Genomic DNA, 22,796 nt, shown 5'->3' on the forward strand with positions numbered 1-22,796 from the left:
CGCGGCCTCGGCCGCGTTTTTTTTGATCCGCTCTACCGTTCTGGCCCTGCCCGGCCGTCGCCCTGCTCTACCAATCCCCGTACTGCTCCTGGTGCTGGTCGTGCCGGCGCGAGAGCGACGTTCTTCTCGCGCCCGGTATCGACCGTCCTCATCGGCTCGCCCCGCTCCCGGATCTCCGGAAGCAACTCGTCGACCGATTGCACCTTGCTACCTGGTACACCCGCATATTTGCGGAGAAGTTCCGCCGAAGCACGATTGGAACACTCAACCGGAAAGGATTTGACGCCGTTGGCCAGAAGCCACTTCGTGCGCGTGATGCCGTTGATGAGTGAGGCGTCGGCCCGTGTGCTTTCCTCGGTGCCAACCTGCTTACGGAACACCAGCAGGTGCTTTGCGTAGACGGGCGACGTGGACGTGCGCTCCTGGCACTCGACGTCTGCAAGCGGAACTGGACTGGCCGAACCGTGGCTGAAACCTGCCTCGGCGTGGGCGAACTTGTAGTCATCGCGCCAAGCCTGCGCCTTGTTGCTCACGTCGCTGCAGATCGCCACGAACTTAGCCGCGTCCACCTCAACCACGCTACGTTCCTCGTTGAGCGCGTTCGTGCGTGAAACGCTCATGTAGGCAAAATCGCCGCCCGCTGTGTCCAGCCTGAAAACGGCTTTGGCGAATCGCCCCGGTTCATCCCTGCGCTCGTGAATCTTCATGTCAGCCCTCGCCTGGTGGAAGAGCGCGGCGAGCGATAGCTGGACGCACAAAGTCAACGAATGTTTCAAGACGAACCAACCGTTCGGCGTGATCGCGCTCCCGAGCTTCCAACTGGTCGACCTTCTTGGCGAGCTGTTCGACCCGATCATTCAGGACGATCGTTTCGCGAATGCCTTTGAGGACGTCGCCCATCGTGGTCATGCTGCAAGCTCCGGCTGAAGCAACCGCCCGAACAGTTCCGGGTCAAGCGCCGCAAATTCGGCCAGCGCCCGCTCACGCGCCGCCGCCTCGATCTCGGGCATCCGCCGCTCCGATTCATCCAATCGCGCCAAAGTTCGGTCAAGCGCCATCCTCGCCTTCTCGGTAGATGCCGCCAGCTCTTCCACCAGCGCCGCTAGAAGCTCGTCGTCGCCCAGCGCTTGCCGGCGCATGTAGTCGCCCAGCGAAAGCCTCTCTGCGGACGCTCGTTGCGTCACATCGCGTTTCTGCTCGGGGGTCATCAACACCACAACTCGTTCGGTCGCTGCCATGATATGTACTCCTGTGCATGTGCATGTGCATACTACGCCAGTCGTATCGCTGGTCAAGTGACCAACCGCGCCGGGCTACCGCTTTCGGCCTTGATCTTGATCTTCGCCGCTTCGCTCTCGTCCCTCGGTACCTCGCTCCTGTCCGCCCTTGCCCGCGATCCGTGCCCTCACTGCCTCCACGGCCAATTGATGGGCTGTTTTCAGCGGCGGCATTGCCTGGACAAACTGCACAACCTCCACGGCCAGCGCCCGGTCTTCAGCATCGCCCGCCGCCAGTGCTTTCGCCACTTGGCCGTAAGCCTGGACAGTTTCCTTTCGCGCCGCCTCGATGCGTTGTTGTGCTGGATTTAGGACTGGCTTCTCGCCGCGCACTTCGGCGACGACAGCGGCCTTCTGCGCCGCTTTCACGGCCGGCTCCACGCCGCGCCGCTGCATCTGAATGAGTTCTTGCTTCTCGGCCTTTCTGACCTGTCCTCGCGCCCTGCGTGGCGTGGCATTCGCTGCGACGCCCTGCTCTCGCAACGTCTCGGCGAAATGCTCGCGCCACTGCTGTAGATCGGCCTTTCGCGGGTTCAAGCGAACCCCGTTCTTGTCGACGGCCTTGACCGCAAGATGCACATGCGGGTGTTTCTCATCATCGTGAGCGGCGAACACGTACTGATGGTTGCCGAAGCGCTCTGCCGCAAAGGCACGAGCGGCATCCTTCACCGCCTGCCTGGACGTGCCTGGCGGCATGGACAGAACAATGTTGAAGGCCTCACGTCGCGTACCTTCTTCGGCCGGAATCCGCGCTTTCCCGTGCGCCCACGAATCACGCACATCGCGCACATCCTCCTTCCCTAAATGCAGATTCCCGTTCTCGTCCTCGATTTCGACAGTACCGTTCCGGGAGATGTAATCCATGTGCGCTTTGATGTGCCGCATGCTCTTGCCACCACCTGAAATCTTGACCATGACTTCAGGAGCCTTCTGCATCGTCAGCTTCAGCCGTGTGCGCGGTTCACTACGCTTGACCATCGGCGGCGCTTTTCCGAAGTCCAGCTTGCCTCCCCGGATATTGCGCTGCTTCTTGCCACGCTTGACCTTGCCGTAGCCAACCCGGTCGCCCCAGTCCTTGATGATGCCGTCAACTACCTTGCTCATTTCAGGCTCCACCGCTCGATGCTCGCACCCATGACCTTGCTGACCTTCTCGGCGTGGGCACGGATTTCGTTGCGAAGGCGTTCGATGTAGTCAACCGTGATCGTGTCCGGGTGACCTTCGTTCAGACGCTTCGCGATCTGATTCAGGTTTCGGCCGATGGCAAGCAGTTGGTAGTTCGATTCGCCCAGCGATTCAATCTCGCGCATACCGGCCTGCGGTTGCTTGGTGAGCGTGCCCCTGACCACGTTCACCAACCACGACTGCCTTGAGCAGCCCTCGCCCCGTGCCCTGGCATCGACCGCCGCCAGCTCCGATTTCGTGAGCCGAATCTCGACGCGCTTTTTCTCCCCGGTATCTGGCCGCTCGTCCACCTGCTTCGCGGGCTCGATAGCCCCCTGTTCCACGCGCTCCATTTCGCGTTGGATTGAAGCTCTCAACGCAGCTCCCGGCCCGATCTGCCGCTTTTGGCAATACAGCTCCCAAGCCTCTTTCAGCTTCTCGCCTAGATAGACCTTTAAGTGAGCTTTTGACATAGGGGGGGCAACAATCCGGACACCGTAGGGGGCCATTCTACCGGCGTTAGCCTATCCTGCAATAGCCCACACCCCCCCTAACTTTTTTGAGATTCTCAAATCTTCCGCCCCTAGAAAAGCGAAAGCCGCCCATACAGGCGGCTTTTCAATCGGCGACGCGAAGCTGGTCAGAAGTTCGTGCAGTTCTCGACCTTCATCGCCACGCCCGGTTTGACCTGGTGCGCTTGATACGATCCTTTCGGAAGCTCCAATGCGAAGCGTGCTGGATCAAGGGACAGGTGGTAGTGCTCGCTGTCGGCCTCCATGTCCTCGCTGCGAATCAACCTGCCCTGCCCGTCGAAGAAACCGATGCTTAGCGGGAAATGCGTGTCCTTCATCCAGAAGGCCAACCGCTCCGGCTGCCCGAAATCGAAGAGCATCCCCTTCCCTGGTGACGCCCTCCCCGAAAGGCCGTGCGCCTGCTGCGCCTTCGTGGTGGCTACCGGGACTCTTTCGAGCCGGTAGCCATTGGAAAAGGCCAACGAACAAACCTTCTCCGGAGAACTGCCGCCCTTCATTGCCCAAGCCACGCCCCAGCTAACAGCGAGGGCAATGGCAATCCAGCACATCGCCCGCCCGTTCATGCCGATTCCTTCGACAGGTAATTGATCTTGACCCTCCCTGCATCCACCTCGTCATCCCCGCTGCCGTCCTCGTAGCGGATTCGCAACAGCCCGGCCGCCGAAGGCATCCGGAAGACCACCATCGCCGCCCTACCCTCGAACTCAACCAGCATCAACGGCTTCTTCAACTTGTCGGACTCGGGCGCGTCGTCGGGGTCTTTTTCCAGGTCGGGGTTATGCGCTGGGATACGCTGCACCTGCACGCTGCCTCGACCTTCACCAGGTTCCGATCCTGCCCCGGCATGTCCATCCTCGCCACCACCCTTTCCAGCTTTCTGCGTAGCGTCCCGATCCTTCGTACTGCCCGCCCGGTCAGCACTTGAGCCACCCTCCCCGCCCTTCGCGACGCTCTGCCCGGCCGTGGGGTCTTTGCCCTTGCCCTGGCCACCTTCAGCATCGCCTGCCGCCCCGGCAATGCCACCCTTCTTGCCTTTCAGAGCGTCGCCGAGTGCGGCGATCGTTTTGCGAGTGACTTCCTCGGTTGTGGCGCACCAGTCCTGCACCTGCTCCGGGTACTTGTCGTGGAGCTTCACCAGGTCATGCAGATACTGCGCCGACGTACAGCGGCCAGTGCTGTACAGGTCTTCAATGCAGACGGGCGCGTCGATCAGTGCAGAATGCCAAGTGATGACGGCATTGTCCTTTCCCAGCTTCTTCGCGATCTCGCTCTTCTTCGCGCCCTCGGCCAGCTTCTTCTTGATGAACATCGCCAATTCCATTGGCTTCAGGTCTGCGCGCTGGATGTTCTCGACCACTTGGTCATAGTCGTCATGTGCGTTGTCGACGAACGCTGGAATGTCGGCCAGCCCAAGCGCCTTGGATGCGCGATAGCGCCGCGCCCCATAGTTCAGCAGCCAGCGCCCGGAAACGTCCGGGTTCGGGCGTACAGAAACCGGCGTCTTGACGCCGCTGCGGGCGATGCTCGCCTGAAGCGCCTGCATTTCGTCCTCGGGAAACTCCGTGCGCGGCTGGTGCGGATCTTCGTCAATGTCAGCCAGCGCGATCCGTGGCGCTTCGCGTGGCGTGCCATCGTCAATAGCGGCAGCAACCGGCGTAGCCGGCGCATTCAGTGCAGACAGGTCTAGTGCCATTACAGGACTCCCATAGTCGAAGCGATTTTCTCGAAGGTCGGTTTGATCTGGGCCCATGCCTCCCGGCCGCTTGTCTTGCCGAGCTTCCACACCGGAATCCCGGCCGCCTGGGCTTCCGGTATCGCCGTGGACTTCTTGATGGCGGCGTAACCATTCCCGGTCGCGATCATCAAGCTGGCAAACGCCGCCGCGAGATCCTTTAGGTTCTCGCGCTGGAACGGCGTGGGCTCAACCAGATTCGGAAGAATCCCGATCAGCTTCAGCTTCGGGTTGATCGTCGCTTGAATCTTCCGAATGCCAATGCTGTCGTGGTTGAGCAAATCACCGATACCGTCAATCGCTTCCTGATTAAGCTGGATCGGCGACAAGACGAAATCAGCCACGACCAAAGAGGCGAGTTGGCGAATGTCGGGGTTGGGATTGGTGTCGATGATGCAGACGTCAAAATCCGCGTCCACGGCCTTCAAGAAAGCCTGCAGGTTGCTCGCGAAGAGGTTGTGCGCCTGCTTGCCTTGAACCTCCATGCCGAGCAATTCAGCGTTGTCCGCAGCCAGCAGCACGAACGGTTCATCTTCGACGCCTTTCACCTTGGCGGTCAGCACACGGCTGGCTGGAATCTGTGAGACGGTCGCGATGCCGCCAGTGCGCAGCGCCTTCGATGAATTGCGCTGGTGATCGAAGTCGATCACCAGGACGCGCTTACCGACGATCAGCTGCAGGTAGTACGCCAGCTGGACGGCGACGGCAGACTTGCCCACACCTCCTTTCTGGTTTGCCATGACGATAGTTTTCATGCCGGGTCGACCCTCTAAGTAGTTGCGCAACGTGGATTCGGAAACAGCAGCGCCGCCTTCCATGAGGTAGGTAAGGATCTGCTCTACGGAATAACCCTTGGCCTGGAGCGTGCGGATCTCGGTGTCGCGTTCGCGCAGGGCGAGGATGGAAGAGGGCGGCTCGCTGCGAATAAACTCAGCCAACCGATCCTTCTCGACCTTCTTGATGAACCGCGAACGTAAGGTGTTGGCGTTCTGTGGTCGCATGTCGAAAGCAGCTGCCACTTCGGCCAGCTGCCGCCCCTCGACAAGCAACGCGTGGACAACACCTAAAGAACGCTCCGACCACTGGCACCGGGATGCGACGCGCTGAAAGCGCGCCTCATCTATGCGGGTCAGGGTAGGGCGCATGGGTTACCGTGCCGCCTGGGCGAACTGCTCCCGCTTCTCTTTGCCGGGTGCCCCGAACTGGAAATCCTCGACGAGGAAGTTGAAGTCGTACACGTCCTCGCCGTTCCTCTGGTAGTTGTTGTTCTCGATCCTGGCGAACACCACCAGCTGATCGCCCTTCATCGCGTTCTTGGCGATGGCTTCAGCCTTCCCGCGAAAAGCCGTGAACTGGATCGCCACCGACCGCTCTTTCGCCTCACCGCTGGCATCCTTGCCGGCATACTCGTTTGCAATCAGCGTGAACTTGGCCACGGCACGATCACCAGCGCCGGTCAGAGACGCGGCCTTGGCGAGATTCCCGACGAACATAAGCTGCTGCATGTGCTGAACTCCTGTAGTGGTAGCAGTCACCGCGACTGCAGTTGCAGTATATAACACAACATAACACAACATGCGCGGGACACTGCTAACGGTGCTGGCCGTTATACCAAGATTCATAATCTTGGTATCGACCGCGCCGACCTGGCACACCTCGGCCGGACGGCCACGGCTAGGCTCGCGTGCTTCGCACGCTCGGGCCTCCCTTGCTCGCTGACGCTCGCTCTCGGCCCCGCCTGTGCGGCCTCTACGCCGTGACCGCCGTGGAAATTTCGACGGAACGTGCAAGTGACGAAAAGCGGTTTGCCGTGGAGAAAAGCAGGGCAGGCCTGCCGCGATGCTCATGCCGCTGTCAGCGGCCCGTGGGGCTCGACTCGCGCCGACCCATCAGACGGCTACGCCTTTGGCCTGGGCGAGCCTGTACGCGCCACTGGAACGCCCCTAACACCCGAAGATTTCCGGCTCGTCGACCTTCTTCCGCTGACCCGCTTTTTGAGGAGGGGGAGCCGCCCGCCGTAGGCGGGTGGGGGAGGGCGGTACGCCCTCCCCAGGGGGTCGAAGTTGCGACCGTAGCGCCGTAGGCGCGTAGGGAGGACAGGGGGGCGCAGCCCCCGCAACTGCTGTTGTTCTTGCTCTGGGACTTTGATGCAGTTGCCGGCAGGAAGCCGGCTCCTTTTTGTTCTTGATCTGCCTTTCGATCCGCGTGGTGCTTGATCGGAGCGAAGGGCGGGCAGGACGCCCGACCAAGGCCGCAGCCGCAGGCTGCGGGGCGAAGCCAAGGATGGCGAAGGGTCGGCGGTGAGCCGCCCGTTTGCGAGTTATCCCCGATTTGCGCCGCGCAACTACAGGTGCTTTTTTAGAACAGGAAAAGCATAAAGGCTTAACTACAGGGGGGCGCTGTGAAAACGGCCGCAAACCGTTGCTGCGCAAGGCTTTGGGGGCGTTTTGCTGCCTCGACGGCGGGAGTTGTTCAGCGCACTCGCGGGAGTTGTTCAGCGCATCAGCGGGAGTTCTTCAGCGCGCTTTCTGTGGACAAGTCGAGCGAAGTTGTTGTTTTCACGCAACTTTGACTGCCGGGAGTTCTTCAGCGTGGATAAGTTGGCGAATCCACCGCCTTATCCACCGCTCGCGGGAGTTCTTCAGCGCACCTTGCGGGAGTTCTTCAGCGGGCTGCGGCATACCGCTAGAACAAGTCCGCCTGACGGGTGATGTGGGGCGGCGAGGGCGCAAGAATCAGCCCGCTGTCGGTCACTTCGACGTTGGCCTTGCTGTAGACGGTCGTGACGGCCTTCAACGCTGTAATGAAGGCCTTTTTGAAGTCGCGCACGGCCGAGGCTGTGGAGTAGGTGCTACCGAACTGGTGCATGAGGGCTTCCCACGGAATCGGCCGCGAACGCCGCTGCAGGTAGCTCATGCGGTAGGTCAGCCAGGTGTAGACGTCCATCGCCAGCGGCGAGCCGCGCAGGGCGCGGTAGGCACGCAAATCAATCGGTACTGGACGGGTGATGCACTCGCGGAAAAAACTTTCGGACAAGGAAACTTCGCTCTTCCAGGAGCCCGCCAACTCTCGCACCTGGGGAACCCAAAGTTTGTCTTCCTTGCCCTTCTGCAGATCCGTGTCGGGTACGGTTTCATCAAGCCCGAGTGCGTCTGCAAAGTCGTCCGCGAGCTGCAAGCCGTCAGCGATCATCACGTTGCGCAACCGGAAGCCTCGTCCTTCCAGCCCGCCGCTGTACTGCGCCGTGATGAGCGAGCCGAAGAGGCGCTTCATTTGCTCGGTAACGCGTGTGGCGGTGCCACGCGCCCCGCCGCTGCTGCTGCGCACTTCCAGCACGTCGCGCAAGAACTGCGATAGCGAGTCGCCCAGCTCGATCACGGGCGACTTTGTTCGTACCGCCTCGGTGGCCACCCACGACATGAGCAACCGCGGATAGATGCCGAACGGAATGCCGCCCTCGTAACCGGCCACGATACGTAACGCGAAATCACCGTTCTGCCGCTTGAAAACGTCCGCCTTCGGATCTTTGTAAGGCATCGTCGCCAGCACCAGGGCGCGGGCCATAAAGCCCACGGAACCGGCGCTCTTCGCGTCCTCATTCTCGATGTGGAACTGTTCTTCGATGGCATCCTTGACCCACTGAGGCATCTTGCCTGAGCGGTAATCAATTTCCGTTGGCGCAATCGCCTTCGCGGCTGGCTTTTTGGCCTTTGTGCCGCTGGGCTTTTTGTGTGCCGGCATTGGTCTGTCCTTGCTTTCGTTCATGGTCGATGTGGTGACACGTTCGGCGCCTGGCCAGCTGCAAACTGTCACCATTGCGAATCACCGCCGCTGCGGTGCCTGCAGCTGATGCGCGTCGCCTTCGTGGATGCGCCTGTAAATCTCTTCGCGATGCACTTCAACATTGGCCGGTGCTGCAATCCCGATCCTGACCTGTGTTCCTTTGACGCCTAAAACGGTCACCGTAATGTCGTTGCCGATGTTGAGGGTTTCGCCTACGCGACGAGTGAGAATAAGCATGGGTACGGCTCCTTGTGTGTGACTTCCGCTGGGTAATGATGGTGACGGATCTCGCCGGCGATCGCGCCGATTCTGTCACCATCGCTCGGTCAGCAGGCCTTGCGCCCGCTTCAAAGTGTTGTGCGCCTCATGCAAGTTCGACTGCATGAGCTTGTGCTGTCGGTTCAGATCATCGAACTCTTTGCCACGCTGGATACCGTCACGGGCCGCTTGAATCTGGGGTTCGGGGAGCAATGGAACGGAAAACCGGGATAAGGGAAAATTACCACTTAAAAACATTGATTTAGATGTTTTTCGGATGATGACATCTCCCCGTCAGTCATCCTCGCCATCGTCCGGATTCCGTAACGGACGCAACTCCCCGCGGGCTACGGCCTCGGGCACGGCAAAGGAATACCGTCCAAGCATGTTGATGTGGTCGTGGGTTAGCGGCGAGAGTCGTGCGACATCCTCATCGCGTACGGGAAAGCCTTCTTGACGTAACTGGTCCAATGCCGCCTCCATGTAGATGGTGTTCCACAAGACAACCATGTTGAGTACCAGACCCAGCGCCCCTAGCTGGTCCTCCTGACCTTCTTGGTAGCGCTGCCGAAGTTCGCCGCGTTTTCCATGAAAGATCGCACGCGCAACGCTGTGGCGTCCTTCACCGCGATTGAGCTGAGTCAGTGTTCCGCGTCGTTTCGCTTCGTCGTCGATATAGGTCAGCGTATGTAGCGTTTTTTCAATCCTTCCAAACTCCGCCAATGCTTGTGCCAGGCGAGTGGGACGGTCGCCAATCTGCAAGGTCCGCATGATGCCGTTTGCCGATACGCACCCCAGTTTCAACGAGCCCACGAGCCGCAGAATGTCATCCCACTGCTGCTCGATCAATGGCATGTTCACACGCTGGCGTGCCACGGCGTTGAGATCACCATAGTCCGCCTGCGCATCAATACGCCAAAACCGCGTGCCGCCGACATCGGCCAAGCGCGGACAGAATCGATACCCCAATAGACGGAATAATCCAAACACCACATCGCTGTAGGCGCCGGTGTCGGTCATGATCTGGGTCGGTTGCAATTCGGTCGGCTGTTCCAGCACGACGCCCAGCAAGATCAAGCTGTCGCGTAACGTGCCCGGCACGGTGATGTCATTGAGGCCGCTGAACTGATCAGAGATCAGGTTGTACCAAGTCACGCCGCGCTCTCGACCAAAATACTTCGGGTTGGCGGCGGCATGGACGGTGCGCACGGGAACGACGAAGCGCATGCCGTCGGCCGAAGCCACCTCTCCCCCTCCCCACTGCTGGGCGAGTACCAAGCGGTTCTGGGCCGCCACCAAGATGGCATTGGCCGGTGTGATGGTGTCGTTGCGGAAGTAATTCTGGTCGACCCACGACAGACGCGACCGCTTCAGGGCGGCCATATCCGAGCGAATGAGTGGTTCGAATCCGGTATTGCTCGCTTCGGCCAGCAAGACGGCGCAGATACTGATCGGGAGATCCGCGGCGCGAGCGGAGCGTTCAGTGAGATGCGTGAAGGCATCGGTGAAACCGGTACGCGCGGCGATCTCCAGCAAAATTTCCTCGATGTCCACACGCGGAAGACGCGCATTGACCGCGGTGCGCAATGCCAGAAGGGACGCGGGTTCTTCGAGCTTGTCGAGGGAACTGACGACCAATTCGTTCGTTCCTTCGAAGCGCACGGCTGGGTTGTCCGGCAGTCGGGAAGCGACTGCTCGATAGGTGTCATCCAGTTCTTTGGTGATCGCGAGGAGCGTCGGCGAGGGTGTCGGTGATAGACCCAGCGTGCGGCAAATGATGGGACGCGCGGTTTCCCATTCATTGCCGTTGAGCAAGCCTGCGCGCGGATCGGCATACTTCCAGCTGGGAGCGACGAACACGTCACGTCGGCGCAATGACGTGTACAGTTCATCGAGCACGCAGAAGGTATAGGCCCGGTGATCGATACTGCCGTCCTCGCGTACTGCATAGCGCTGCCAGCGTTTGCGAATCACCTCGCGAGGGACATCGTCATCGACCTTGAATCGTCCGGGGTGCGTACGAAGCCACTCATAGGCAGCAACAACCGCCTCACCCGCCGGACTTGCTCCGAAACGAAGGTTCTCCAAGACGAAGGGCAGAAAGCGGCGAATGCGTCGGTAGCGCTCACTCAGTTCGCTATAAAACACATCGTCGGGTGGCCGCACCAAGTTGCTCACTTCCTGAAGCGCCCGTGCAAGGATGTCACGAGGCACCTTGGCGAACAGCGTCTTGCGCAACGTCTTGTCAGGGAGTGTGGTGTCCAACACCACTTGGCAGGCATCGGCCAATAGGGTGGCAGCCCGATCAAGGTCTTTCAGCGTGCGCAAACGCGTCTTTCGATCCTCTTTCCGTGCCGTGGCAAATACGTCCCGCAGTAGCATTTCCAAGACTTCGACGGCATCGTCGTGCGCGGTGGCTTCCAGGCAGTGCACGAAAGCTACCAGGGTGGCCAAGCGCCGAATATCGGGCAAACGGCTAACCGCGCTGGCTTTGGCAGCTCCCGCAAAGCGGGCCAGTGCCGTGACTCGACTGGCCGGAAGATGGGCTACGGTAGGTAGCTCGATGCCGAGTTCGCGGACCACCTGCAGCCGGGTCAGCGCTTGGATGAGTGACGGGCCACTGACTCGGACGGGACCTGATCGCAGCTGATCCAGATGCGAATTTCGGCTGCCGGCCGGCACGGTCAGCAAGCGCTCCAGTCGTTCGCGCTGCTCATCGGAGAGGCTGGTTCCCAATCGCCGCCATAGGTGCTCTTCGACGCGACTCTTTACACGGGCGACAAACCGTTCGAGCGTGCTGCGACCGGGCAGCAGCACCTTATGTGTCAAGAGCCATGCCGTTGCCCGCTCAAACAGAACGCTGGGTCGCTCCGTTCCCGTCCAGCACAACGCATACAGCCAACGCCCCAATCGAAAGCCGACGGACGGTTCGGTGATTTCGACAAAGCCGCAATGACGACGAATATCACTCTGATGATCCCATCGTAGCTCCCCCGTGCGATAGCCATGGAGGGAGGGATCGGTGTCCGTAATCCCCAACTGTTTGGCAACGGTGGACAGCACCAGCGAAGGAAGATCCAGTGGGTCATCGAGGAACGCGCCAAGGTAACGGAGTGTCGTGAGCTGTAACGCGATACCTAGACGATTCGCGTGGCCGCGCCTGCGAGCGATATACACACGATCTGCATCGTCGAGATGGAAATAGCGCGCCAAATCATCGCTGGAAGGTGGGCCGTTGTATCGACCATAGCTCTCACGTTGTTCCTCGGTGACGTAGCTCACAGGCATCAGGGCTTCTTCCATAGAAAGTCGATGCGGGTATGCCATCACAGAAAAATGTGTCTGACCAGAGTGTGCTGCCATCTACCCCGTTCACTCACTCGGCAAGGCCTTATTCCCAGCGACAATCGTTCGCAGTGTTGCGAATCGACGCATCGAGTGTGTCTTAACGAACAGTTGAGAAATGGTTGAGGGGCAGCACGAGCCTCGCTCGCTACTGTGCCGCGGATGTCATAGCGCGCAGGGATATTCGTGGCCCCGATCCGCCTCACCGTTGTGGTGCCCGCGTACAACGAAGCGGAAGTGCTCCCCCTGTTTCATGCGCGTCTTGTCGGCGTGCTCGATGGGATGGCGCTCGATGCGCGGGTGATCTATGTCGATGACGGAAGTCGCGATGGCACATGGCTCGTACTCAACCGGCTGATGGGCCAAGACCCGCGCATCGGCACGCTGCGCTTGAGCCGCAACTTCGGCAAGGAAGCCGCACTGACCGCGGGTCTCGACGCCGTGACGGATGAGGCCGATGCCATCGTCATCATTGATGCCGATCTGCAAGATCCCCCCGAACTCATTCCGGACCTGCTGACACGCTGGCGCGATGGCTACGACGTGGTTTACGCCACTCGCGAACACCGTGAAGGCGAGAGCTGGTTCAAGCGAGCGACGGCACATCTCTTCTATCGATTGATGGCGCGCATGGCGGCGTTCAACGTGCCGCACGATACCGGTGATTTCCGCCTGATGTCGGCGCGTGCGGTGGCCGCGCTGCGCCAGTTGCGCGAGCGCCAACGTTTCATGAAGGGCCTGTTCGGCTGGATCGGCTATCCCCATACGGCGGTCATGTATCAGCGCAGCCCGCGCCAGGCGGGTCGCACCAAATGGAACTACTGGCGGCTGTTCAATCTGGCAGTGGAAGGCATCACTTCGTTTTCCATTTTGCCACTGCGACTGGCCACGGCAGTGGGTGTGGCCACATCGGTGTGCGCTTTCAGCTACGGCGCAGGGGCCTTCATCAAGGCCGTGCTGTGGGGTGATCCGGTCAAAGGGTATCCCTCGCTGATGGTCGTGGTCCTGGTGCTGGGCGGTCTACAACTGCTGGCATTGGGCGTGGTCGGCGAATACCTCGGCCGTGTGTACGCCGAGGTCAAACAGCGGCCGATCTATCTGATCGAAACGGCGTGTCAGGTGCCGATGATGCCCCCGCTACACAGCACGGCACGCGCCGACGCGCCGCCATCGGTGGCCGTCGCATCGCTTCCCACCAAGGACCCTCGATGAGCGTCAAGCACATGGCTCAGAACGATGTTCGTCCAGCGGGTGCGTGGCACGCGCGATTCAGCGCAGCCGCCGTGCTACTGGGGATCGGATGGCTCGCGGCCTGGTTCTACGGATTGGCTGGCCGTGCGCTCGCCGAACCCGACGAGGGACGGTATGCGGAAGTGGCCCACGAGATGTTCACGAGCGGCGATTGGATCACGCCCCGCCTGGATGGCTTCAATTTCTTCGACAAGCCGCCCTTGCATTACTGGGCCAGCGCGACGGCCTATGCGCTCTTCGGTGCGCATCCGTGGAGCGCACGCCTGTGGTGCGCGCTTACCGGTTTGCTGGCGATCGTGGCGATCGGCTGGGCCGGGGCGCGGCTTTTCGGTCGTGAGGCGGGCGGCTACGCGGCCGTCATCCTCGGCAGCTCGTTACTGTTCGTCTTTGCCGCGCATATCAATACGCTGGATATAGGGGTTGCGGCGTTTCTCGCCGTGGGCATGGCGTGTTTTCTGGTCGCGCAATTCGATCCGACCGCACGGCATCTGCGCACGCGACTGAATCTGCTGATGTGGGCAGCGCTGGCCTTGGCGGTGCTGTCCAAAGGGCTCATCGGCGTGGTGTTGCCCGGCATGATCCTGGGCATCTTCATGCTGTGGCAGCGTGACTGGGGGGTACTGCGGCGCGTGTCCCTCGTGCCCGGTGTACTGGTGCTGCTGGTGCTGTGCGCGCCTTGGTTCATTTTGATATGCCGCCTGCATCCGGATTTCTTCGACTATTTCTTCATCCGGGAGCATTTCACGCGGTTCTTGACCTCGGCCGACGGTCGCTCCAAGGTCTTTGGGTTCTTTCTCCCCGTCGTGCTCCTCGGCCTGTTTCCCTGGACGTTGCTGTTGCCGTGGAGCAAAACCAGTTGGCGTGCCATTGGTGCCGGTGGTCCCGCACAACGCTTCCTGCTGGTATGGGTGGGCGTGGTCTTCGTGTTCTTTTCGTTCTCGCATTCCCAGCTGCCGTTCTACATTTTGCCGGTGTTTCCTGCTTTGGCGCTGCTGCTGGGTCGTGCAGCCACGGTGCTGTCGCTGCAGGCCTTGGTGCGCCGTTTTTGGTGGGTCGCCACGCTCACGACCCTGGGTGCCGCCACCGCCACGGCAATCGCGCTCGCCGCGCGCACGGCGATCCCGAAAGCCGTGTTGCAGGATGTGTTGAGCGGCTTGTCTTTGGCCTTGGTGCTGATGGCGCTCGCCGCGATGGTGGGCACCTGGGCGTTGCATCGCGGCCGGCGCCGTACGGCCATCCATGGGCTTGCCCTGGCCACCTTGATCGCGTGGCAGCTCACGCTAGTGTCATCGCAGCCCTTGAACGACATGCGTTCCGCGGATCCGGTCGCTCGCCTCATCCAACCGGAGCTCGGACCGCACACCGAAGTATTCACGGTGCATGCCTATTTGCGGGCGTTGCCGTTCTACCTCGGGCGGCCAGTTACCGTGGTCGACCAGGATTCCGATGATCTGACGCCCGGCTTGGCGTCGCGGCCTGATGGCTACATCGCCGACCTCGCCACGTTCGAGCAGCGCTGGCGCGCCAGCCACGATGCGATCGCGTTGGTCGCGGACGACCTGGTGGGACAGCTGCGCAGCGAAGGGCTGCCGTTTCGTGAGCTGGGCCGGGAAGCCACCGGTGTCATTATCACGCGACACGAAACGGCGCCGCCCTTGCGGTCGACGCCATGACGGGGCGCCGATGATGCGTGATGACACTGACGGGAAGGCAGGGTTCGCACGATGCCCTTTCCCTCGAAGGAACCGACTGATCTCCTGCGCGGAAGATTCATGAATAAGCACGCTACACGCCTCCTGGTCATCGGACTGACGCTCGGTTTGACCGCCTGCGCAAGCTATCGGCCACGACCGCTGGAACCGGCCACCACCGTCGCTGCCTTCGAGCAACGGTCGCTGCGCGATCCGGGGCTGCAGGTGTTTCTGCAACGCCATGACGCCACGCCGACCACGACCACGACGCCATCCTCCTGGGATCTGCGCTCCCTCACGTGGGTGGCTTTGTACTATCAGCCGGATCTTGATGTGGCGCGCGCGAAATGGCGCGTTGCCGAGGCGGCGGTGATCACGGCCGGCGCCCGTCCGAATCCGACGTTGGATTTCACCAATCAGTACAACGTCGATGCACCCGCTGGCGTCGGGCCCTGGACGGTGGGCCCGACGCTCAATGTGCCGATCGAGACGGCAGGTAAGCGCGGCGACCGGATTCGACAGGCGCAGCAACTGGCCGAAGCGGCACGCTTGAATATCGCGGAGACCGCGTGGCAGGTACGCCGTCGCGTGCGCAGCAGCTTGCTTGGCGTGTATCCCACCGTGCCCTTGCTGCGTCGACAACAGGAGCGACAAGCGGAGCTGGTCAGGTTGATCGAACGGCGCACGGCAACCGGGGAGGCATCGCAACCGGAGCTCACCCAGGCACGCATCACGCTCAACCAGCTCAGCTTGAATCTGCAGGAGGCGCAGAAGCGTCTCGCAGAAAACCGGGTGCAGTTGGCCTCGGCCCTGGGCCTGCCCGTGAGTGCGCTTGATGGCATCACGCTGTCGCTGACGGCGTTCGAGCAGGTACCACCCCTGAGCGCGCTGCCGTCGCATGACGTGCGACGGCAAGCGCTGCGGGATCGACCCGACGTCCGCGCGGCACTGGCGGACTACGAAGCCAGTCAGGCCGCGTTGCAAGGCGAAGTGGCGAAACAATATCCCGACATCACGCTCGGTCCGGGCTTTCTGTGGGATGCCGCACAGGCCAAGTGGTCGTTGGGGTTGTCACTGGTACTGCCGTTGCTCAACCACAATCAGGGCCCGATCGCCGAAGCCCGAGCGCGTCGTCAGCAAGCGGCCGCCAACTTTCTTGCCGTGCAAGCGCAGGCGATCGGCGAAGTCGATCAGGCGCTGGCCGGTTATCGCCAGGTCGTCCGCAAACTCGCCACGGCCGATGCCTTGCTGGCGGCCCAACGCAAGGCATCCCTTTCCGCCGAAGCGCTGTACCGGGCGGGCGAAACGGATCGGTTGAGTCTGATCGGCGCCCAGGTGGAATTGGCCGCGGCCGAACTGGCCCGTCTCGATACCCTCCTGCAGGCCCAGCAATCGCTGGGCGCGCTCGAAGATGCCATGCGGCACCCCTTGGGTGCACTTGCGACCGACATTCATACCCTTGAAAACGCGCCCCGCATGCAGGATTCCCAGCCATGAACAAGAAATCCATTCTCGCGGCCCTTCTGGGTGCCATCGTGCTGGCGCTAGCGGTCTGGGGATTCCTGGCCGGCCAGAAGGAGCGTGCTACGGAGGCCCAGCGCGAGACACCGGTGAAGGCGCCGTCGCGCGTCTCGCAAGTGCAGGATCTGACGGCGGTCACGCTGGATGCCGCGGATCAAAAGCAGAGTGGGATCGTCGTGGTCACGCCACAGTCCATGGCCCATCGTCCGATGCTGCAGACGTTCGGTACGGTGCTGGATGTGGCGGATCTGATCGCGTTGCGCAACGCCGACGTCGCCGCCCAGGCCCAGGCGGACAAAGCCGACGCCGCGCTGCAGGCTTCCCACGCCGAATACCAGCGACTGCAGTCGTTGCATCGTGACGAACGGAACATTTCCGACAAGGCCTTGCAGGCGGCCGCCGCGGTGTGGCATGCCGACCAAGCCGCGTCGCGGGCAGCGCAAGCCGCGCTGACCGCCGCGCAACAGACCGCGAGCCAGCAATGGGGCGACGTCCTGGCGAAGGCGGCGGCCGCGAATACGTCGTTGTTTACGCGTCTGGCCACCCGCCAGCAAGTCCTCGTCCAGGTGGTGCTGCCCGCGGTCACCGCACTCGCCCCCCCTGTCCAGGCGCGCGTGCAGACCGTCAACGGGGACTTTCACGCCGCCACCTTGATCTCGCCCGCGCCACGCACGGACCCCCGTTTGCAAGGGCTCAGTTTCTTCTATGCCGTGTCCGCTGAGGGTCTCCTGCCTGGCATGGCGATCACCGCGTATCTACCCTCGGGCACGGTGGTCCAGGGAACGATGATTCCCGGCTCGGCGGTGGTGTGGTGGCAGGGTCGCTCGTGGGTCTATAGCCGCAACCAGCCCGATCGTTTTGTGCGCCATGCGCTGCCGGTCGACAACCCGGTGGACGGTGGCTGGTTCGTGGCCCAGGGATTTGCGCGGGGCGAACCGATCGTGGCGACGGGCGCGCAACTGCTGCTGTCGGAAGAGCAGCGTTCACGCATTGCCGTCGGTGAAGACGGAGACAAGCAATGAGGCAGGACGCACCGGGTCTGCTGGCGGCGATCGTCCGCTTCTCGTTGCGGTTTCGCGGCGTGGTGCTGGTGCTGGCGGGCATCCTGATCGTCTATGGCGCGCTCACGCTGTCGCGCAGCAAGTACGACGTGTTTCCTGAATTTGCCCCGCCGCAGGTGTCGATTCAGACCGAAGCCCCGGGGTTGGCGCCTGAACAGGTGGAGGTATTGGCGACCCAGCCGATCGAGAACGCGATCAACGGTCTGCCGGGACTGCAGGCGCTGCGCTCGCAATCGATCCAGGGCTTGTCGGTGATCACTATCACCTTCAATCCGGGCAGCGACATCTATCGGGATCGGCAGAATCTCGGGGAACGTCTCGGCGCGCTCGCCACCCAGCTGCCGCAAGGCGTGCAGGTGCCCGTGATGTCGCCGCTGACCTCTTCCACCAGTGTGGTGCTGGATATCGGTCTGACCTCCGACAAGCGATCACTGATGGAGCTGCGCACGCTGGCCGACTGGACGCTGAAACCGGCGTTGCTGGCGGTACCGGGCGTCGCGAAGGTCGCGGTGTTCGGCGGTGACACCAAGGAATACCAGGTCCAGATCCGCCCGGAGCAATTGCTCAAATACAATCTCGCGGTTGACGACGTCCTGACGGCGGCGCGGCGGGCCACGGGGGTGCGTGGTGCCGGTTTCATCGACACGCCCAATCAGCGCATCGTCCTGCAGAGCGACGGTCAGGCGCTCGCCGTGCAGGAGATCGCCGGTACCATCGTGCGGCATCAGGCGGGCGGCAATGTCACCTTGGGCGATGTCGCGCAGGTGGTCGTCGCGCCGGAGCCGCCCATCGGAGCGTCCTCGGTCATGGGCCATCCGGCTGTGCAACTGGTGATTTCCGAGCAATACGGCGCCAATACGCTTGTCGTGACTCAGAGCGTGGAAAAGGCGTTGGCCAGCATGAAGTCCGGTCTGACCGCGCAGGGCATCACCCTGCATGCCGATCTGTTTCGTCCGGCCAATTTCATCACGACCGCAACCGGCAACATCAAGTCCTCGCTGCTGATCGGCGGCGTGCTGGTCGTGATCGTGCTGATGCTGTTCCTTTACAACCTGCGCACGGCCGCGATCTCGCTGGTGGCGATCCCGTTGTCGCTGCTCGCCGCCGTGACGGTGCTGGAATACTTCGGCTTCAGCCTCAACACTATGACCTTGGGTGGATTGGCCATCGCCATCGGTTTGCTGGTGGACGATGCGGTGATCGTGGTGGAGAACATCTACCGCCGACTGCGCGAGAATCGCCATGCCGAGGTACCGCGTCCCGTCTTCGCGGTGCTGCTGGACGCCTCGCTGGAAGTGCGCAGCGCGGTGGTCTATGCGACGCTGGCGATCGCGCTGGTATTCATTCCCGTGCTGACCATGTCGGGCATCGCCGGCCGTCTGTTCGCGCCGTTGGGCATTGCCTATGTGCTGGCGACACTCGCCTCGCTGCTGGTGGCCATGACGGTCACCCCAGCCTTGTGCTACTTGCTGTTGGCCAACCGCCCGTTGCCGGAACGCGAGGCTCCCTTGGTGCGTTGGACCAAGGACCGGTATCGCGGCGTGCTGTTGCGGGTAGAGACCAGCTACCGTGCGGTCATGACCGTGGTCCTCGTGCTGACGCTGATGGCGGTGGCGGCGCTGCCGTTCTTCGGGGGCGGCTTTCTGCCGGAGCTGCGTGAGGGCCATTTCATCGTCCACATGTCGGCGGTGCCGGGAACCTCGCTGCAGGAGTCGATCCGTATCGGCAACCATGTGACTGCCGCGCTGCTGAAGCTGCCCTTCGTTCGTTCGGTGGCGCAGAACGCGGGACGTGCCGAAAAGGCGGATGACACGTGGGGCACGCAATACAGCGAATTCAACGTCGATCTCAAACCTCTCAGCGGCGATGCCGCCGAAGCGGCCGTCTCGGATATTCGCAAGGCGCTGGCACCGTTTCCCGGCGTCAACTTTGCGGTCAAGACCTTCCTGACGGAACGTGTCGAAGAAACCCTGTCGGGCTTTACCGCCGCCGTGGCGGTCAATATCTACGGCAACGACCTGGACACACTCGACACCAAGGCGGCGGACGTCGCGAAAATTCTGGGGCAGCTGCCTGGCGCAGCGGATGTCCAGGTGCAGTCACCGCCGGGGACGCCGCAGTTGGTGGTGCGCCTGCGCAAACAAGCGTTGGCCCGCTGGGGGTTCGATGCCGTGACAGTGCTCGATGCCATCCGCACCGCGTATCAAGGCGACCAGGTCGGTCAGGTCTACGACGGTAACCGCGTGTTCAATGTCTCAGTCATCCTCGCGCCTCAACAACGCGGAAAGGTGGCCGAAGTGGGGGCATTGCCGATACGCAACGCCGCCGGCACGTATGTCCCGCTGAAGGAACTGGCCGACATCTACGAAGATGCGGGGCGCTACGTCGTGTTGCACGACGGCGCCCGACGCGTGCAGACCGTGACCGCCAATGTGAGCGGGGGCAACGTGTCGGCCTTTGTCGCCGCCGCCAAACAACAGATTGCCGCCAAGGTCGCGCTGCCGCCCGGCAGCTACGTGGAGTTTGGTGGTGCAGCGGCGGCGCAGAGCCAGTCCACGCATGATCTGCTGATCAACTCACTGATCGCCGGTGTCGCCATCGTCTTGTTGTTGTTCATGGTGCTCGGCAGCATGCGCAGTTTGTTGCTGGTGCTGGCCAACCTGCCGTTCGCGCTGGTCGGCGGCGTGCTGGCGGTGTTCGCCACCGGCGGCGGCCTTTCCATCGGCTCGATGGTGGGCTTCGTCACCCTGTTTGGCATCACCTTGCGCAACTCGATCATGCTGCTGTCGCACTACGACCATCTGGTCAACGTCGAAGGCATGACCTGGGGGCCGGAGGCCGCCCTGCGCGGCGCGCAAGAACGCCTCTCGCCCATTTTGATGACGGCGCTGGTCACCGCCTTGGGGCTGCTTCCACTGGCGATTGGCAGTGGTGCTCCGGGTCGCGAGATCGAGGGACCGATGGCGCTGGTCATTCTCGGCGGGCTGGTTACCAGCACGGCGCTCAATCTGCTGGTGCTGCCCACGCTGGCCCTGCGTTACGGTCGTTTCCAGCGCGATACGCCGGAAGACGCCAACCCCGCGGTGGCCTAACGATCATGTTGCGCGTGCTGCTCATCGAAGACAATCGCGACTTGGCCACCACTCTGTGGGATTACCTGGAGTTGCATGGTTTCGCGGTGGATCATGCCTACGACGGCATGACCGGGTTGCGTCTGGCGTTGACGGGCACGCACGATCTGATCGTGCTGGATCTGGGGCTGCCACGTCTGGATGGCCTGGAGGTCTGCCGTCATCTGCGCGCTGCCCAGCACGACATGCCGGTGTTGATGTTGACGGCCCGCGAGACCCTGGACGACAAGCTGCGCGGTTTCGCCGAGGGTGCGGACGATTACCTGGTCAAACCGTTCGCTATGAAGGAACTGGTGGCGCGGCTGCATGCGCTGCATCGACGCGTGCAGCCCCTGCTCGGTGCGCCCCTGCAGGTCGCTGATCTCGAATACGATGCCGCTCGTTTTCGGGTTCGCCGTGGGGGTGTTTCCGTCACGGTGACCCGTGCCGGCCTGCGCCTGCTGGAGGTGTTGATGCGTCGCTCGCCGCTCGTGGTGAGCCATGCGGATTTGGCACGGGCGCTGTGGGGCGAGGCGGTGGGTGACCCCAATGCCATGCGCACGCACCTGCATGCCCTGCGGCAAGCGATCGACAAACCCTTCGAGAAACCCCTACTGCACAGCGTGCATGGTATCGGCTACCGTTTGGCGGATGACGATGCGTCCTAGATTCACTCTCCGCACCCGGATTATCTTGGCGTTCCTCGCCTTCGGCGTGGTGTTGTCCAGCTTGTTCGCCGCCGTGGCCCTCACCTCGATGGCCGACTTCGAACGCATCCTGATGACGGAGTTGCTGCAGGTCGAAACCAGCAACCTGATCGCACACCTTCACATTCAACCCAGTACGCCCCTACCAGCCTCGCAGCGGATCTATGCGTATGTGAGCCGAGTGAGCGATCGCCATGATGTACCCGCAGAAATGGCCGGCCTGCCACCGGGGACACACATACTGGATCGCGAAGGGAATCGGGAAACCTATGTCGCCGTCTCGGACGACGGCGCACAGCGGCTGTACTTCGTCATCGATCTGAGCGACATCGCCCAGCGCGAAGTTTTCCTGCGCTGGTTGATGGCCGGTGTCATCCTGATCGGCACGCTAGTCTCAGGCGCGCTGGGCCTTCTCCTGGCCGGTCGGCTGATTGCCCCGGTTCAGCGACTGGCGCAATGGGTCGAGGCATCGGCGCCGCCCCGTCGTGATAACCGGCTTCGTACCCACTTCGCCAATGACGAGGTCGGTGCATTGGCGGTCGCCTTCGAGCACTACCAGGCACGTTTGGATGCGTTCCTGACGCGCGAACGGGAGTTCACCGCAGACACCAGTCATGAATTGCGTTCACCGCTGTCGGTGATACAGGCAAGCGTCGATCTACTGGCGGAAGACCCCACGGTAAGCCTTCCCGGCCAACGTGCCATCGAGCGGGTGCGGCGGCGTACCACTGAATTGACCGATCTGCTCGATGCACTGCTTTACTTGGCCCGTCACGAGACGGACATGGCGATCGTTGCCGAACCTGTTCCGGTGTGGGCCATATGGCAACACCTCGTCGACGAGCAGATGCAGGCCACGTCGACGTCGGTGAAATTGCACGGCGATGCCAGCGTCACCGTGCTGGCTCCCCCACGTGCCGCATCGTTGGTGTTTGGGCAATTGCTACGCCGAGCGGTCGAACTTTCGAATGGGGCCGCGGTATCCGTTGCCATTACCTCCGCGGGCATCGAACTCAGCCCCTGGCCGGAGGCTGGTGAGAAGACGCCGCCGAATGTCGACCAACAGCGGTCCGACAATGGCTTCGGGTTGACCTTGATCAGTCGTCTATGCGAACGGTTGGGATGGACGGTGCGCTGGCCACAGCAGCCCGGTGAGCCGTTGACGCTCACCTTTGCGGACTCCAACCATGCATGACGGCCGCCCCGATACGTCACAGACCGCCGCTGACTCGGGAAAGAGGGACCCATGGGACCCCATCCCGTTCGTTGAACGCGAACGATGAGGCCAACCGTTTCCAAGACCGTCATCGTGCTCGGCGTCGTGAGCTTTCTCAACGAACTGTCGTCGCAGATCGTTGCACCG

General features: G+C 62.0%; 19 protein-coding genes. 8 read left to right on the forward strand and 11 right to left on the reverse strand.

The window, feature by feature from the left end; translation table 11 throughout:
• Positions 1–32 precede the first annotated feature (32 nt).
• Positions 33–707, reverse strand: a complete 675-nt coding sequence (locus AB7878_RS18405) for a plasmid fertility inhibition factor family protein (RefSeq protein WP_369495833.1) — start codon at positions 705–707, stop codon at positions 33–35.
• Between AB7878_RS18405 and AB7878_RS18410 the strand changes: the two genes are divergently transcribed.
• Positions 706–927, forward strand: a complete 222-nt coding sequence (locus AB7878_RS18410; RefSeq protein WP_369495834.1) for a hypothetical protein — start codon at positions 706–708, stop codon at positions 925–927. The genes AB7878_RS18405 and AB7878_RS18410 overlap by 2 nt on opposite strands.
• Here AB7878_RS18410 and AB7878_RS18415 read toward each other — a convergent pair.
• The 10 genes from AB7878_RS18415 to AB7878_RS18460 form a co-directional block, all read right to left on the reverse strand.
• Positions 906–1,238, reverse strand: coding sequence for a plasmid mobilization protein (locus AB7878_RS18415; protein WP_369495835.1), 333 nt, complete (start codon positions 1,236–1,238; stop codon positions 906–908). The genes AB7878_RS18410 and AB7878_RS18415 overlap by 22 nt on opposite strands.
• A 75-nt stretch (positions 1,239–1,313) precedes the next feature.
• Positions 1,314–2,381, reverse strand: a complete 1,068-nt coding sequence (locus AB7878_RS18420) for a relaxase/mobilization nuclease domain-containing protein (protein WP_369495836.1) — start codon at positions 2,379–2,381, stop codon at positions 1,314–1,316.
• Positions 2,378–2,914, reverse strand: a complete 537-nt coding sequence (locus AB7878_RS18425; RefSeq protein WP_369495837.1) for a plasmid mobilization protein — start codon at positions 2,912–2,914, stop codon at positions 2,378–2,380. The genes AB7878_RS18420 and AB7878_RS18425 overlap by 4 nt, the downstream gene beginning before the upstream one ends.
• Positions 2,915–3,081: 167 nt before the next feature.
• Positions 3,082–3,537, reverse strand: coding sequence for a DUF192 domain-containing protein (locus AB7878_RS18430; protein WP_369495838.1), 456 nt, complete (start codon positions 3,535–3,537; stop codon positions 3,082–3,084).
• Positions 3,534–4,667, reverse strand: coding sequence for a ParB/RepB/Spo0J family partition protein (locus tag AB7878_RS18435; RefSeq protein WP_369495839.1), 1,134 nt, complete (start codon positions 4,665–4,667; stop codon positions 3,534–3,536). The genes AB7878_RS18430 and AB7878_RS18435 overlap by 4 nt, the downstream gene beginning before the upstream one ends.
• On the reverse strand, positions 4,667–5,851 hold the full coding sequence (locus tag AB7878_RS18440) for a ParA family protein (RefSeq protein WP_369495840.1): 1,185 nt from the start codon (positions 5,849–5,851) through the stop codon (positions 4,667–4,669). The genes AB7878_RS18435 and AB7878_RS18440 overlap by 1 nt, the downstream gene beginning before the upstream one ends.
• A 3-nt stretch (positions 5,852–5,854) precedes the next feature.
• Positions 5,855–6,211 carry a single-stranded DNA-binding protein gene (locus AB7878_RS18445; RefSeq protein ID WP_369495841.1) on the reverse strand — a complete coding sequence of 119 codons (357 nt, stop codon included), beginning with the start codon at positions 6,209–6,211 and terminating at the stop codon, positions 5,855–5,857.
• Positions 6,212–7,391: 1,180 nt separating this feature from the next.
• Positions 7,392–8,471: a replication protein RepA gene (locus AB7878_RS18450; protein WP_369495842.1), complete on the reverse strand. Its 1,080-nt coding sequence runs from the start codon at positions 8,469–8,471 to the stop codon at positions 7,392–7,394.
• 57 nt (positions 8,472–8,528) lie between these two features.
• A complete protein-coding gene (gene csrA / locus AB7878_RS18455) occupies positions 8,529–8,726 on the reverse strand; it encodes a carbon storage regulator CsrA (protein ID WP_369495843.1) in 198 nt (65 codons plus the stop codon).
• 315 nt (positions 8,727–9,041) lie between these two features.
• Entirely contained in the window at positions 9,042–12,035 is a 2,994-nt protein-coding gene (locus AB7878_RS18460; RefSeq protein ID WP_027484971.1) for a Tn3 family transposase, read from the reverse strand.
• A 243-nt stretch (positions 12,036–12,278) separates the two neighbouring features.
• Here AB7878_RS18460 and AB7878_RS18465 point away from each other — a divergent pair, with 243 nt between their 5' ends.
• From AB7878_RS18465 to AB7878_RS18495, 7 genes are all read left to right on the forward strand, one after another.
• Positions 12,279–13,304 (forward strand): glycosyltransferase family 2 protein, encoded by a 1,026-nt coding sequence (locus tag AB7878_RS18465; protein ID WP_027484972.1) that lies wholly within the window; start codon positions 12,279–12,281, stop codon positions 13,302–13,304.
• A complete protein-coding gene (locus tag AB7878_RS18470) occupies positions 13,301–15,016 on the forward strand; it encodes a glycosyltransferase family 39 protein (RefSeq protein ID WP_027484973.1) in 1,716 nt (571 codons plus the stop codon). The genes AB7878_RS18465 and AB7878_RS18470 overlap by 4 nt, the downstream gene beginning before the upstream one ends.
• A gap of 99 nt (positions 15,017–15,115) precedes the next feature.
• Complete coding sequence (locus AB7878_RS18475) at positions 15,116–16,531, forward strand: TolC family protein (protein WP_007509092.1); 1,416 nt, start codon at positions 15,116–15,118, stop codon at positions 16,529–16,531.
• Positions 16,528–17,577: an efflux RND transporter periplasmic adaptor subunit gene (locus AB7878_RS18480; RefSeq protein ID WP_007509090.1), complete on the forward strand. Its 1,050-nt coding sequence runs from the start codon at positions 16,528–16,530 to the stop codon at positions 17,575–17,577. The genes AB7878_RS18475 and AB7878_RS18480 overlap by 4 nt, the downstream gene beginning before the upstream one ends.
• Positions 17,574–20,708, forward strand: coding sequence for an efflux RND transporter permease subunit (locus AB7878_RS18485; protein ID WP_007509087.1), 3,135 nt, complete (start codon positions 17,574–17,576; stop codon positions 20,706–20,708). Before AB7878_RS18480 ends, AB7878_RS18485 begins: the two co-directional genes overlap by 4 nt.
• 5 nt (positions 20,709–20,713) lie before the next feature.
• Positions 20,714–21,394, forward strand: coding sequence for a response regulator transcription factor (locus AB7878_RS18490; RefSeq protein ID WP_007509085.1), 681 nt, complete (start codon positions 20,714–20,716; stop codon positions 21,392–21,394).
• 25 nt (positions 21,395–21,419) lie between these two features.
• Entirely contained in the window at positions 21,420–22,628 is a 1,209-nt protein-coding gene (locus AB7878_RS18495; RefSeq protein WP_231381761.1) for a sensor histidine kinase, read from the forward strand.
• Positions 22,629–22,796 lie beyond the last annotated feature (168 nt).

The sequence above is a fragment of the Rhodanobacter humi genome (genome assembly GCF_041107455.1).
Taxonomy (GTDB): domain Bacteria; phylum Pseudomonadota; class Gammaproteobacteria; order Xanthomonadales; family Rhodanobacteraceae; genus Rhodanobacter_A.